The organism is Bacillus pumilus, from assembly GCF_900186955.1.
GTDB lineage: Bacteria > Bacillota > Bacilli > Bacillales > Bacillaceae > Bacillus > Bacillus pumilus.
The window spans coordinates 709,315-724,564 of the sequence record NZ_LT906438.1 but is presented as its reverse complement, the minus strand read 5'-3'; the positions used below and the strand labels follow the sequence as shown (position 1 = coordinate 724,564).

The 15,250-nt window shown below is 43.9% G+C and carries 6 protein-coding genes; 3 read left to right on the top strand and 3 right to left on the bottom strand.

Going from position 1 to position 15,250, the window contains the following annotated elements; translation table 11 throughout:
* Positions 1–83 precede the first annotated feature (83 nt).
* The 3 genes from putP to CKW02_RS03490 all read left to right on the top strand — a co-directional run bounded on the left by putP (position 84) and on the right by CKW02_RS03490 (position 3,945).
* Positions 84–1,565 carry a sodium/proline symporter PutP gene (putP, locus tag CKW02_RS03500; protein ID WP_003213984.1) on the top strand — a complete coding sequence of 494 codons (1,482 nt, stop codon included), beginning with the start codon at positions 84–86 and terminating at the stop codon, positions 1,563–1,565.
* 168 nt (positions 1,566–1,733) lie between these two features.
* The gene (locus CKW02_RS03495; protein WP_003214344.1) at positions 1,734–2,426 is read left to right on the top strand and encodes an MgtC/SapB family protein; all 693 of its coding nucleotides are present in this window, start codon (positions 1,734–1,736) and stop codon (positions 2,424–2,426) included.
* Between the two features lie 112 nt (positions 2,427–2,538).
* Positions 2,539–3,945 carry an alkaline phosphatase gene (locus CKW02_RS03490; RefSeq protein ID WP_003214312.1) on the top strand — a complete coding sequence of 469 codons (1,407 nt, stop codon included), beginning with the start codon at positions 2,539–2,541 and terminating at the stop codon, positions 3,943–3,945.
* A 42-nt stretch (positions 3,946–3,987) separates the two neighbouring features.
* Here CKW02_RS03490 and CKW02_RS03485 read toward each other — a convergent pair whose 3' ends face one another.
* Genes CKW02_RS03485 through CKW02_RS03475 form a run of 3 tightly spaced genes read right to left on the bottom strand, consistent with a single transcriptional unit; the run spans position 3,988 to position 15,248 of the window.
* A complete protein-coding gene (locus tag CKW02_RS03485) occupies positions 3,988–4,995 on the bottom strand; it encodes a phosphotransferase enzyme family protein (protein WP_003214453.1) in 1,008 nt (335 codons plus the stop codon).
* Positions 4,988–11,401 (bottom strand): type I polyketide synthase, encoded by a 6,414-nt coding sequence (locus CKW02_RS03480; RefSeq protein WP_003214255.1) that lies wholly within the window; start codon positions 11,399–11,401, stop codon positions 4,988–4,990. Before CKW02_RS03480 ends, CKW02_RS03485 begins: the two co-directional genes overlap by 8 nt.
* Positions 11,394–15,248 carry a beta-ketoacyl synthase N-terminal-like domain-containing protein gene (locus tag CKW02_RS03475; RefSeq protein WP_003214163.1) on the bottom strand — a complete coding sequence of 1,285 codons (3,855 nt, stop codon included), beginning with the start codon at positions 15,246–15,248 and terminating at the stop codon, positions 11,394–11,396. The genes CKW02_RS03480 and CKW02_RS03475 overlap by 8 nt, the downstream gene beginning before the upstream one ends.
* Positions 15,249–15,250 lie beyond the last annotated feature (2 nt).

Here is a 15,250-nt window from a genome sequence, read left to right as displayed (position 1 = left end):
TCAATCAAAAAACTAGCCCTGACACTTCTGGATATTTTGATTGAGGTGATGTCAAATTTATACGAAAAAGGTGAGAACACAAAATGAGTATTGAAGTTACAATTTCCTTATCTATTTATTTTATCGGGATGCTTGCCATCGGTTGGCATGCATTCAGGAAAACACATGATTTAAATGATTATATGCTTGGTGGACGCGGACTTGGTCCATTCGTTACAGCTCTTTCAGCAGGTGCTGCGGATATGAGCGGCTGGATGCTGATGGGTGTACCAGGTGAAATGTATAAAACAGGTTTATCGACTACCTGGCTTGCGATTGGTCTCATCGTCGGTGCTTACTTAAACTATCTCATTCTTGCACCCCGTTTACGTTCTTATACAGAAATTGCTGATGATGCCATTACGATTCCTGATTTCTTTGATAAACGATTCAAAGGATCATCTTCTTTATTAAAAGCTGTATCAGCTGTCATCATTTTAATTTTCTTTACGCTGTATACATCGTCTGGGATGGTATCAGGCGGACGTTTATTTGAGTCAGCATTTGGTGCACACTACATGTTTGGACTGATTTTGACGTCAAGTATTGTTATTTTGTATACATTGTTTGGTGGATTCCTAGCAGTGAGCTTAACGGACTTTGTCCAAGGAGCTATCATGTTTTTAGCATTAGTGCTCGTGCCGATCGTTGCCTTTACACAATTAGGCGGACCTGTTGCTACATTCCAAGATATTCAACAGATTGATCCTAAATTGCTTGATATTTTTAGAGGAACGAGCGTCATTGGCATTATATCCTTCCTCGCTTGGGGACTAGGTTACTTTGGACAACCGCATATTATCGTGCGCTTTATGGCGATTACGTCCGTCAAAGACTTAAAACCAGCACGCCGCATCGGAATGAGCTGGATGATTATTTCAGTAATTGGTTCACTATCTGTCGGTTTAGTCGGTGTTGCCTATGTTCATGAAACGGGTATGAACCTTGCTGACCCTGAAACGATCTTTATCGTCTTTTCTAAGGTGCTGTTCCATCCATATATCACTGGATTTTTACTTTCTGCCATTTTAGCGGCGATTATGAGTTCAATTTCGTCTCAGCTGCTTGTCACGGCAAGTGCGATGACAGAGGATTTATACAGAACGTTCTTTAGAAAAAAAGCATCTGATAAAGAGCTCGTGATGATTGGCCGTATGTCTGTACTCGTTGTCGCTGTAATTGCCCTTTGCCTTTCACTTAATCCAAGTGATACCATTCTTGACCTTGTCGGTTATGCGTGGGCTGGATTTGGTTCTTCATTCGGTCCAGTCATCTTACTTTGCCTATACTGGAAGCGAATGAATCATCATGGTGCCCTTGTTGGGATGATTGTTGGTGCGGTTGTGGTTCTCACATGGATCACGACAGGCCTTAACCATGCAACAGGTATTTATGAAATGATTCCTGGCTTTACGTTAAGTGGATTAGCTGCCATTATTGTGAGCTTATTGACAAGTAAGCCGTCAAAAGCATCAAAACAGCTATTTAACAAAATGGAAAATCATCTTGAAGAAGAAACAAAATAAAGAACATGAAGGGTCGTCTGCCTTATGCGGATGACTCTCTTTTTTAAATTAAATAAAAAGCTTTTCTTTCTTCCGATTCTGAATAAAATAAGAGTTGTGCAGCCATATGGGCTGTGAGAAGATCATATACATGATGTGAAACGTACATGAAGTGAAGGAGCGATACGCATGTTTTGGACAATTGAATGGGATACAGTCTTAAAATTAGCCGTGGCCACCTTAATCGGTTTGATTATTGGGCTTGAACGCGAGCTGAAGAAAAAGCCACTCGGCTTAAAAACGTGTATTGTCATTGCTGTCAGCTCCTGCGTGTTAACCATCATCAGCATTGATGCAGCCTACAATTTCCCTCGAGTCTCTAAGCTTCAAATGGACCCACTCAGGTTACCGGCGCAAATTATATCTGGTGTTGGTTTTATTGGAGCAGGTGTGATTCTGCGAAAAAGCAATGATGTCATCTCAGGTCTTACGACTTCTGCGATGATCTGGGGAGCAGCAGGACTTGGGGTTGCAACAGGTGCAGGATTTTATAAAGAAGCCTTCCTCAGTCTTTTCTTTATTCTGGTTAGTGTCGAATTTCTACCATGGCTCTTCCAGCGAATCGGACCGATTCGCTTACAGGAAAAAGAAATCCGCATCAGAATGTCACTTTCTGATCGAAACCGTATGACGGATATTTTAAAAGAAATGAAAGCCCTCAACATTCGCATTCATTCTGTTCGTATTGATGATTTAACAGAAAAGAACTATCCGATTATGGAAGTACGCGTACGCGTGCATAAAGATCGCTATACAACTGATGTGTATTTTGATATTAAAGATCTAGAAGGCGTCGTTGGCGTCAAGTGTGATACGGTATAAAAGGTGATGAGGCAAAAGTCTCATCCCTTTTTTTATGGGAAAAGGGGTTGAACCATTGCCCTCATTCAAATAAAATACAAATTATGAAATAAATGATAAAAGGGGATTTTTCATGGGCTCTATGGATCGTAAAAAACGTATTTTTCTTATGAGTGGGATTCTAGCGGTACTCGTATTCGCTGCTTTATTGACCTCACATTATGTCACTCCCGTCTCAACAAATGCAGCAGACAAGAAACAAACGAAAACACCAAAAAATGTTATTTTTATCGTTGGCGATGGAATGGGGATGCCCGTGATCAAAGCCTACCGCACATTCAAGCAGGAAAAGCTTGGTTCTCCAAAAGCACAAACCGTCTGGGACCCGTATTTAGTCGGGATGCAGACCACACACCCAGATGATCCTCGAGATAATATTACCGACTCAGCTGCCGCAGCCACGGCCATGGCGACTGGAAAAAAGACATACAATGATGCCATCGCCGTCAACCAAGAAAAAGAACCTCTTAGAAGTGTCGTTGAAGCAGCAAAGGAAGCACAAATGAAAACAGCCTTTGTTGTCTCATCTGACATCACCGATGCTACACCTGCCGCTTTTGGCACACATAACGTCTCCCGAAAAAACAAAGAACAAATTGCAGACCACTTTTATGATGAGAAAATAGGCGGAGAGCACAAAGTTGATATCCTTCTAGGTGGCGGCATGCAATATTTTGACCGAAAAGACCGTGATCTTGTGAAAGAATTTGAGAAGAGCGGTTATTCCATACTAAGGTCAAAAGATGATTTAACCTCCCAATCATCTTCGAAAATGCTCGGCTTATTCCAGGAGGACGAACTGGATCGAGCCATCGATCGTCCAAAGCATGTGCCTACTTTAAAAGACATGACGCAGTCAGCATTAGCCCAATTAAATCAAGACAATTCGCATGGGTTTTTCATGCTGCTTGAAGGTAGTACCATTGATTCTGCTGGACATGAAAATGATGTGGTCGGCGCAATGAGTGAGATGGAGGATTTTGAGAAAGCAGTCCAAGCGGCTCTTCAATTCGCTAAAAAGGATCAAGAAACACTCGTTGTCATCACAGCAGATCATGCGACTGGCGGCTTTTCGTTTGGTGCAGACGGCATGACAAGTGAAACTGGCTATAAATGGGACCCAGCACCTATTTTAGCTGCTAAGAAAACACCTGTGTATATGGCAAAGAAAATCGCAGGCGGACAATCGGTACGTGATGTCCTTCACACCCATATTGATTTCTCGCTCACAAATGAGGAAATCTCACAGGTGGAGAAAGCGGCACAATCAGGGAAGGCCAGTACAATTCAACTCAGCATTCAACACATCTTTGATCAGCGTTCTTTCTCAGGCTGGACAACCTTTGCTCATACAGGTGAGGATGTCCCTGTCTATGCATATGGACCTGGTAAAGCAGCATTTCAAGGCTGGATCGATAATACAAAGCAAGGAAAGAACCTGTTTCATATCATTGAATCACCGTCCACCTATCGCCCATAAAAAAACAATCCCCGCCTCATCACATAGGCGGGGATTTTGATTTTAAGATTGACTTAGCTTTGTAAAGTCAAACGTCGTAATCGGTGCTGCTTGCTCAATGTCGGAGCGGAAGCTAGCGAGCATGGCCTTCTCTTCTTCTCCGATGGTAGCCAAATCAAATGCTTGATGCAGCAAGCCATAGATTAGCACGTGACGTAAGCGAAGGAAGTCAGGGATGTAGGCAAGCCACTCATCCCCAAGCTCATTCTCTTCACGATAGCCTTTAAGGAACTGCTTCATAAAGTTTCCTGCAAAAGCTGCTTTGTCTTCGTATGGAATGACTGGGTACCACAACACATTGTATAGCAAAATGCTAATGTCATTCATAAACCAGTTGTACCCGATATCATCGAAATCAAAGGTCGTAATTTTGCCTTGATCCCAGTGGAAGTTTCCGTGATGAAGATCCGCATGAACCAATCCGTACGTATCCTGATTTTTCGGAAGCTTTGCCAGCTTTTCCATCAACCGATCCGCTTGTTCGAATACAAGCGTCTGATCGGCTGGGACATACTTACGCAATTTAAGCTGCTCCTCTTCATCCCACTCTTGTCTTTTATATCGCGGATCTGACAGCTGATAGCTTTTTGTCAGTTTATGCATGCGGCCTGTGTACTGTCCAAGGGCATAAAATAATTCATCGTTCCAGTCTGCCTCTTCGACTTTATGGCCTGGTGCTTTTTCATAGACCCGCAGTAAAAATGAACCGCCTTGCCCATCGTCTACTTGCTCGATATCACGGCCATTTAATGAAGCAATTGGTTTTGCAACCGAAAGTCCGCCCTTCGCTAAGTGATGGAGCCATTCCATTTCACCTAAAATATAATCAGGTGATCTGCGGATGGTATGGGTAATTTTTAAAATGAAAGACTCTCCGTCTTTTTTAAGTTCATACACATAGTTTTCTGCATCTGCGATAAAGTGGATGTCACTTCGCTGGACTCCGTATAAATGAGTTGCCTCATCTAAAATTTTTGATTCTTCATATATGGCTTTTACATCTTTATGCATGCTGATTCTCCCTCTTCATATATTTTGCTAATTCTCGAATGGTGTGTTTTTCAGCAAAATTCAAATCATCAACATACCAACCCTTCTTTTCAATCTCTACTTCCATTTTGACAGCAAGTAAAGAATTTCCTCCTAAATCGAAAAAGTCGTTGTCAATTCCTACTTTTTCCACATGAAGAATGTCACACCAAATCTCAAGAAGCAATGCCTCGCGTTCATTGGTTGGCTGTGCGTAAAGTCCCTGATCCTGCGTTAGTTCCGTCTTTAATAATGAACGCAGACCTTCTTGATCATGTACCTTAAGGGCTTTTACATACCCGCTGTGCAGCGTTTGATCTGTTTGAATCGTTTCCCATGTGTAACCTTCAGAAGCTGAATGACTTGCTGTCTCCACCCTTTGACCCTCTATTTCTTCAGCCAGGTGCTGACGAGGTGACAGGTGGTCGACAATCTGAATGTGATCGCTCAGTGAACCGATTTCTTCCACTTGTATCCGGTATGTTTGCTGCTCCTCCATCTCCTGCATCTGGTGCTCTTTCATAAATGACTTGAATAGCTCATTACGTCCAGTCGATGCAAATGTGAATTCAATAGAAGAAAGCTGGTGCTGACGGCTATATTCAGCGAGCCATGTCAGACATTTTTGCTCAATCCCTTTCCCTAGAGCACGGCAGCTTAGCATCCATGCATCAATGATCAAGGTGTCGTCGCCTGCATGATGAGCCAAGATCGCCCCTACAATTCCTTCATGACTGAAGCGATCCGCTACCTCGATAATCCAGCCCTGAACATGCTCATTTCCCATCCGCTCTCTCAGCTGCTGTTCATCAAAGCGCTGATCATTTAAGCGGAATTGGTTAATGCGACTGCTCATTTGCGCCACGCGGGCAAGGTGCTTTTCTCCCCACTCTGTTACACTCATGTTCAAATTCAAATCTTGTAAAAATTGCTCCATTGACGGCGATTCTGCTTTCTCTTTTTGACGAGCTTTTTCAGCCTTGTAGCTCGTTGTTCGCCCTCTATCTTCTTCTGTGACATCATAGCGGTCAAATGCCCAAGCATGCTGAGCGAATAATGGGATCGCTTTTTCATTGGCAGGTAGTAGCAGTGTCATCACTTCAGGCAGCTCTTCATTCATATGCAAGCACTGAGCAGGATCATCGTCTAAGAAAATAAACTGAGATAATGAAAGATTCAGTGAATCTGCCATCTCTTTGAGATGTGCCGGTTTACTTTCCCAGTTGATCCGCCAGTCGACAATATCGTCTTTTTGCAAGATCATATCTGGGTGGTTTTCAAACACGCGCCACACATCTTCTTCATTATTCCTGCTGCTTAAGACAAGCAAGAGACCTTCTTTTTGCTTTTGTTTTAAAAAGCGCTGAAGCATTTGATGTTCTGGCGTAATATCGATGCCTTCTATACCGTCTTCTGAAACGACACCTCTCCAAAGCGTGTGATCACAATCAATGGCCGCTACCTTAAATGGTGCACCTTGCCATGCAATGAACTCGCGTGCGACTTTTGTACCGATGGCTCCACAAAAGACTTCTGTGAATGGGAGATGTGCGGCTTGCTCTCCTTTTGCATCAAAGATGTCATCTATCTGATAGTGCTTCGCAAGCTGACGGCAGTCGATTAATTGAACACCGTCTATCTCAGATAATTGAGCAATCCACTCTCGTTCCACATCTTGCAGCGTGTCTTTAAGAGCAGCACTTATCGGCAGAATCCCAACAAAATATAAGTTATGTTTCGTTTTTGATTTCAGAACGTTTGCAAGTTCTTCAGCATGCTCTGCAGCCAGTTTTTTCTTTTCTTCCAGTGAGAGGTGAGCTGGACCTGTGATATCCTCTAAACGAATGAGCAGAAGGTTCGCACCGTTTTTCTTCTGTGAGATAAGGCTGCACTCATTTAGTAATTCCTGATATACCTGCCCATACGGTGCAAATTGAACATCAAGCTGCACATCAAACTGCTTGGTCCAGTACTGAATGTAAGGTGCGATTGGATCTGCTGTAAATGTCGAGCTAACTGTAAGTACGAGCGGTGCTTTTTCCTCTGCACGCTCCCTTTTCTCCTTTGCTGCCTGTTCTTCTTCCTCTGTAAGCACATCGAAATCCTTGAGCAGTTGAACAGGTGCTTGAACAGCCTGTTCGACCAAGTGCTCGAAATGCTTGACGAACGCTTGCATTGTCTCATGTTTAAACAGCGCAAGATTGTATTGAAGGACGCACTTTAACTCCCCCGTTACTTCTCTAACAACATCCATTTTCATATCGAGTTTGGAAATTCCCTTTGCAAACTCATGTGTTTCGAATGTTAGTCCATCGGCTTCGATTTTAATATTCGGATCGTACTCATTATGGTAGATGAGCATTGTATCAAAGAATGGATTGCGATGCGGTCTTGTTTTTGGATTCAGATGCTCAACCATTTGGTCAAATGGGTACTCTTGATGGTCATACGCATCCAGCAATACTTGCTTTGTCTGCGCCAGTTGCTCTGTAAAGGTTGATTCTTGTACCATGTCTAGTTTAATTGGCAGGAAGTTTGTAAACATGCCAATTGTATGCTCGATATCTGCATGACGCCGTCCAGCCACAAGTGAACCGACAATCAGCTCCTCTTGATCTGCATAACGTGAGAGCAGTAGCCCATAGAGCTGGAACAAGATAACGTTATTTGTCAGCTGATACTGTTCAGCAAGCTGTTCAATTTTCTCAACGATGTGCGGTTCAATATTGAATTTGATCGCTCTTCCTAAGAAGGATTGTTCCTTCCGTTCAAAATCATATGGCATTGTCAAAGTTGGCACATTTGAGCCAATTTGCTGATTCCAATAATCCTGCTGCTTTTGAAACATTTCGCTACGGAAATATTTGTCTTGCCATTCTGCATAATCTTTATATTGAACAGTGAGTTCCGGCAAGGTTTCCCCTCGATAGAGCTCAGTAAATTCTTTAATAAAGATGTTCATGCTCGCTCCATCCGCCACAATATTATGCATATCGACTAATAAGAGGTGATCGTGAGCTGCGATTTTCACAAAACGCACACGGATCAATGGTGCAGCCTTTAAATCAAATGGACGAATGAATTCATCGATTTGTGCTTCTAATCCTTCTTCATCAGCCTCTGTCATTTCAACAGCAAATTGGAAGTCATCATGGACACGCTGAACTGGTTCACCATCTTTTAATTCAAAGGTCGTTCGCAAGGTTTCATGACGATCAATTAATTGCTTGAAGGTCTGCTCAAAGCGCTCGACGACAATTTCCCCTTTACATCTCAGTGCCATCGGCATGTTGTAAGAGGTCACTTGACCAATACGCTGATGAATGAGGAATGTCCGTCTTTGAGCAGCAGATAATGGATATGTGTCTTTCTTTTCGACTGGTTCAATCTTGAAATATTGATGCTTCTCTGCCTTTTCGATGAATGCTTGGAGCTTTTCAATTGTCGGATTGTTAAACATGTCTGTGAGCGTTAGCTCTGCACCAAACTCTTTGTGAATTTGAGAAATCAGACCGGTGGCATTTAACGAATGTCCGCCAAGCTCAAAGAAATGGTCGTCTCTTTCCACCTTTTCAATTCCTAAAATGTCTTTCCACATCCGCTGTAACGTTGCCTCAATGTCATTCGATGCGGCGGCATGAACTTGATTGTTTTCTTCTATTTCCTGCTCCTTGTTATCCTTTGGCACAACCATTTGCACACCTGAGGATGAAGATAATGCAGATGTATCTACCTTTTCAATCCAATATCGTTGTCGTTCAAACGGATAGGTCGGCAAGGATACTTTTTGATTTGATGTCTGATTTCGCAATTTTGTCCAGTCTACCGGCACCCCTTGAAGCCAGATGTCCCCCAATCTTCCCAGCAGGTAGCGGTCGTCGGCTGCCTCTTCTTTTGGATGACGCATCAATGGAATCGGCTGCTGATGATGTTCCTTTGAAGCTTGGCGAATAAAGGCACTTAACGTATTCCCCGGCCCGACTTCAACGAAAATAGGATCAAGCTCCGTTAATAACGTCTCTGCTCCATCACGGAAACGAACCGCTTGCCGCAAATGATTAGCCCAATATGCCGGGTCTTGCACTGCTTCATGGTCAATCCACGTACCTGTGACGTTAGAAATATACGGGATAGACGGCGCATTCAATTGATACTCGGCTACCTTTTCTTTAAATGATGGCAGGATGTCATCCATCATTTTAGAATGGAAGGCATGAGAGGTGTGAAGCTTCCTGCACCCATGTCCAGCAGCCTCCAGCTTCTCAGCAAGTGCATCAATGGCTACGGTCTCACCTGACACTACGCACAATTCAGGACCATTTACTGCTGCAAGTGAAAGATCATCTGTTAAATATGGCAGCACGTTCTGTTCACTCAAAGGAACACTCAGCATAGAGCCTTTTGGAAGCTGGCTAATGAGCTGTCCGCGATAAGCCACAAGATCTACGGCATCTTCAACAGATAGTAAACCAGATACGGCAGCAGCCGTATATTCTCCAATACTGTGACCGATCAGTGCCTGCGGTTTGACGCCAAAATGAATCAGCAATTTAGCCAAAGCGTATTCCACACTAAACAGAAGCGGCTGCGTATATTCTGTTTGATTGATCAGCTGACGATCATCACTTGCTTCTGTTGAAAATAAAAGACGAAATGGGTCAACTGTGACATGCTGTTTGAATTGATTCAAGCATTGATCCAGCGCTTCTTTAAAGACTGGATATTTGTCATAAAGCTGACGCCCCATGTCTACATACTGAGATCCTTGGCCTGGGAAAAGAAAGACGACTGGACGGCTCGATGTTTGGGAGCTGGCCGTCTTGACCACCTCTTTTGACCTTTGATTCAGCGCCTGTAACATATCCGCCGTGTTACTTCCAAGAATGACACGTTTATGCGGGAAATGATGGCGCCCTGTTTGCAGCGTATAGGCAACGTCACTTAGACGAACATGCTGCTGATGCTGAAGTAAGTAGTCCGCAAGGCGATCCGTCATTTTTTCAAGAGCTGCTGGTGTTTTGGCAGATAATAAAAGAAGTTCACTATCCTCAGGGCTATCAGCGGCAACACGTGTAGCAGGTGCTTCTTCTAAAATGACATGAGCATTTGTTCCACCTATCCCAAATGAGCTTACACCTGCTCGGCGAGGAGATTCTTGCGTGCTCCATGGCGTCAAGTCTGTGTTTACAACGAAAGGCGAATTGGTAAATTCAATTTTTTCATTTGGTGTTTCAAAATGAATGGTCGGCGGAATCACTTGATGCTTTAAGCTTAAAACGGTTTTAATAAAGCCCGCGACACCTGATGCATCATTCAGATGACCAACATTTGATTTGACAGAGCCAATGCGGCAAAAGCCTTTTTTATCTGTATCAAATGCTTGCTTGAGCGCTTCAATTTCGATCGGATCTCCGAGGGTTGTCCCGGTTCCATGTGCTTCAATGTACGAAATGGTTTCAGGTTCCACCTCAGCCATTCGAAGTGCTGTCTTAATCGCTGAAACTTGACCTTTCGTACTCGGCGCTGTATATCCTACTTTTCTATTTCCATCATTATTAATAGATGACCCTTTGATGACAGCATAAATGTGATCGCCGTCTTCAATGGCATCTTCTAAATTTTTTAAAATAACGGCTCCTGCACCATCACCAAAAACGGTTCCATCGGCTTTGTTATCAAAGACGCGGCAATGCCCGTCAGATGAATGGATCATGCCTTCTTGATACAGATAGCCCGATTTTTGCGGCAGACGAATGGACACGCCACCTGCAACAGCCATATGACAGTCGCCGCTTAATAAAGCCTGAACGGCTAAATGAATCGACACCATCGAGGTCGAGCAGGCGGTTTGCACCACCATACTCGGTCCCTTCAGATTTAATTTATATGAAATCATCGTCGCTAAATAATCACGCATATTCAGAACGGCAGCTTCCAGTGTTTTCGAATCCTCACCTTGAGCCGCCCCTTGAAGTGCTCTCATGACCCATTCTGTATTGATCCCTGCACCTGTATAAAGACCGATTTGCCCTTTATATTCAAACGGATCGTACCCAGCGTCTTCAAGCGCTGTCCACACACATTCATGAAACAGTCTAAACTGCGGGTCCATCATGGCCGCTTCCTTTGGTGTATAGTCAAAGAAATCTGCATCAAATAATTCAACATCATCTAGCATCCCTTTTGCTTTAACAAAACGGGGATTTTTTAATAAAGCTTCATCTGTACCTTCACGCCGTAACTCTTCTTCTGTAAAAAAGGAGATTGTTTCTTTTCCCTTTTTCAGATTCTCCCAGTACTCATCTACATTTTTGGCCCCTGGAAAACGACCTGCAAGACCGATAACAGCAATTTCTGCGCCATGATAGTGATTCGTTGTATCATTCATTCTCGATTCCGCCTCTCAATCTTTTATTCCGTTGCTGTTTAAAACGAGCTCTTCGATCACCGGAAGTGACGACGGCTAGTTCTTCTTCCATCACTTCTTCCTTCGAGTCCTCAGAAGGCTGGATATATTTCGCAAGCTCTGCAACAGAAGGGTACGTAAACAACGTCACAACCGCTTCATTTGTTTGAAGTGCTTGATTTAACCGATTGGTGACTTGGACAATATCCAGTGAGCTTGCGCCGAGATCGAAGAAATTGTCGTGAATGCCCACTTGTTCCATGCCCATAAAATCCTGCCATACTTGGCAGATCGCTTTTTCAGTTTCATTTCGAGGCGCCACATATGGATTGCCCAGCTCTGGTCTTTCGTGCTTAGACACTTCATACGAATCCTCATCCGCTACAGTCTTAGGCTCTAGTGACAGCCATTGATCTATCCGTTCATCAAGATTTCCTGTAGACACGAGCATGTGTCGATTCTGCCGGCTAGACAGAACATACTGGAACAGCTCAGCACCCTCTTCTGGTAAAATCGCAAGCTCATTGATCGATTCACCTATTGTGGATTCTAGCTCACCCCAGAAATTCCACGCATCCCAGTTCACACACATCCACGGGGTTTGACTATGTTGATTAAGTCTAGCTGCAAATGCATCCATATATAAGTTAGCCGCTGAGTAAGCAGAGAATCCTAAGCCCCCAAGCAATGCACTAATGGAAGAAAAGAGAAGACAAAAGTCTGCTTGTTCTTGTTCCAGCAGCTGCTCTAGCACATCGAGCCCTTTCACCTTTGATTGGAATTGATCCTCTTGATGGGCAAAGCGCGTCAGCCACTCATGGTTTGGACTCGTTCCTGTATAAACGCCAATTTTCCCTGCCATTCGATCAGGGTCACAGCCAGCATCCTCCAGCGCTTCCCAAGCACATTCGTGCAAAAGCCTGAACTGCGGATCCATTAGCTCTGCCTCTCTAGCAGAATAGTTGAAGAAGTCTGCATCAAAGCCTTCGATTTCTTGTAAACGACCTTTTGCTCCAATGAAATTCGGATGCTGGTAGACAGACGCATCCAGCCCTGCTTTCTTGAGCTCTTCTTCTGTGAAAAAGTGAATCATTTCCTCGCCATTCACAAGACGCTGCCAAAAGTCTTCTAGCGATGAAGCTCCCGGGAATCTTCCAGCCATTCCGACAATCGCAATATCCGTTTGCTCATGGGACGTGTTTTTTACTGGGCGAGAAGCAGGCGTTTGAATCTGTTCTGACTGTTCTTCAAACAAATATTCAGCAAGACTTGCCACTGTCGCAAACCGATACAATTGCACAGTGTCAATTTGCTTGTCCACATGCTCAGATATTTTCGCTGCAAGCTGAGAAATATCAAGGGATGTCGCACCAAATTCGAAAAATGGCGATTCATCATCTATTTGATCAAACCCAAAATGAGTTTGCACAATGTCGTGAATGTCTTTTTGTAAAGAAGCGAGTGAAGCAAAGACACGCTGTTCATTCTGCGGCTTTTGTGGTTCAATGGCTGCCATCGTATTTGTTTGTGCAGAGAAATCAGTTTTATGAAATGGGTACCCAGGTAGCGGAATACGCTGTCTGTTCTTCTCATCTGTTATTGGGAAAGCTAAGCCGACCCCCATTTCCCAAAGAACACCTGCGATTTGAAGCATGTCTCCATCAAGTGGTTCGGTTGTTTTTTCTGCTCCCTTTTCAACTACAACCCCTTGTTTCGTTGAAAGGTCAATGATCAAAGCTGGTGATTCTTGCTCAACTATTGGTGATTTTACAGGCCGATCCATAGTAAGAAGACCCTTTACAGACGATGGATCGAAAGTGGTTAGTTCCTTCCCAGTTTGCTGCAAGTAAACAGGCTGTTGGAGTGTCCTCTGAGGCAGGGAAGCCAGCCTTTGATTAACCGTCTCGGTATCATGAAGTTGGTACACAATAGATGCCGCATCGTTTAGCTCAAGGCCGCCTGCTGCATATAAAGCTGTCCAGACGCCGCTACCTTCTCCAACCCATCCATCTAGTTCAATTCCGAGTGATCTTACCATGCTGGCAAAAGCCGATGTCATGATCAGCATCGCCACTTCTGATTGACTGCTTTGTTTAGGATGGAACAGCTCATCTTTTTTGATAGGTACCGCGGATTGGACGAGGCTTATGATTCGATCCACTTCTATTTTGAAAGAAGAATCTTTCTCATACAGCTTGATGTAATCACGTAAACCTGACTCATGATACCCCGTCAGCTTCATGCTGATCCGTTTATAAAAATGACTTTCTCTGCCTGCTGTCTCTTCATTCAGCAATTGCAGCTCCGCTAATAACTCTTCCCGCGTGGAACAGACAAACGCTTTTCGATATTTGAAAGCCTTTCTTCCACTTTGTAAGGTATAAGCTGCTTCACCAAGTGAGAGATCAGGATGTGAGGAGACATATTCCTTTAAGTTTTTTGTCACGTTCTTCATGTCATGCGTTGATCTAGCTGACAGCACGATTAATTCTTTGGACGAGGCGTTGCTGTTTGCTTTTCTCGGCTTTGCCTCTTCTAAGATGACATGAGCATTTGCTCCCCCTATACCAAAGGCACTGACTCCCGCTCTCCTTGGCAATTGAGATGTCTTCCACTCCTCTTTGTCTGTCCCAACATAAAATGGGGTTTGATCAAAAGAAATGCGGTGATTCGGTTTCTCAAAGTGCGGCATCGGGGCAAATTGACGATGATGTAGCATCATGACTGTTTTGATAAAACCAGCTACACCGCTTGCGGCATCTAAATGCCCAATATTGGCTTTGACTGATCCAATTCGGCAATAGCCTTGTTGATCTGTTTGAAAAGCACGGGTAAGCGCCTCAATCTCAATCGGATCTCCAACAGGCGTCCCCGTTCCATGCGCTTCGATATAAGAAATCGTCTCTGGTTCTGTCTCAGCCATTTCTAACGCAGATTCAATGACACTTGCCTGTCCACTCACACTTGGGGCTGTATAACCGACTTTATTGCTCCCATCATTGTTCGTTGCAGATCCTTTTACGACAGCATAAATAAAATCTCCGTCTTCTATCGCATCTTTTAATCGTTTTAGCGCAACAACGCCTGCACCTTCACCAAAAATGGTTCCTTTTGCTTTTTCATCAAACGGACGGCAATGACCATCAGGAGAATAAATCATTCCTTCTTGGTATTGATAGCCTGTGATTTGCGGCTGATGGAGTGTGACACCTCCTGCTAACGCAAGGTCACATTCACCGCCGATTAATCCTTGGCAGGCCATATGGATAGCAACAAGCGATGTAGAGCAAGCCGTTTGCACAGATACGCTTGGACCTTTTAGATTTAATTTATAGGCAATCCGAGAAGCAAAGGATGGGTCATTGAGATGCATGATTTGAAACACATCTTCGTTCTTTGCAAGTGATGACATATGCTGCCCCATCCACGATAGATTGCTAGATGCGCCGGCATAAAGACCAATTAATCCTTCGTATTGCTCGGGCTCATAGCCTGCATCCTCTAGCGCATGCCATGTGCATTCATGCATCAATCGAATTTGCGGGTCCATAATAGATGCCTCTCGCGGAGAGTAGCCAAAAAAGTCTGCATCAAATGATGATGCATGCTGTAAATATGGCTTTGCCTTGACATAATCAGAACGTTTTAGCAGCGTCTCATCTACACCCGCTGCCTTTAATTCTTCATCAGTGAAAAACGTAACGGATTCTTTCCCTTGCGATACATTTTCCCAAAACGCTTGCACATTCGGTGCCTCGGGAAACGTACCTGCTAATCCTACAACTGCAATTTCAAGTCCAGATTCGGTCCATTGCTCTTGATCAGACATAC

Bases quoted from the DNA above. Each gene is read 5' to 3' on its own strand.
- putP (WP_003213984.1), top strand. From the start codon at position 84: ATGAGTATTGAAGTTACAATTTCCTTATCTATTTATTTTATCGGGATG.
- CKW02_RS03495 (WP_003214344.1), top strand. From the start codon at position 1,734: ATGTTTTGGACAATTGAATGGGATACAGTCTTAAAATTAGCCGTGGCC.
- CKW02_RS03490 (WP_003214312.1), top strand. From the start codon at position 2,539: ATGGGCTCTATGGATCGTAAAAAACGTATTTTTCTTATGAGTGGGATT.
- CKW02_RS03485 (WP_003214453.1), bottom strand. From the start codon at position 4,995: ATGCATAAAGATGTAAAAGCCATATATGAAGAATCAAAAATTTTAGAT.
- CKW02_RS03480 (WP_003214255.1), bottom strand. From the start codon at position 11,401: ATGAATGATACAACGAATCACTATCATGGCGCAGAAATTGCTGTTATC.
- CKW02_RS03475 (WP_003214163.1), bottom strand. From the start codon at position 15,248: ATGTCTGATCAAGAGCAATGGACCGAATCTGGACTTGAAATTGCAGTT.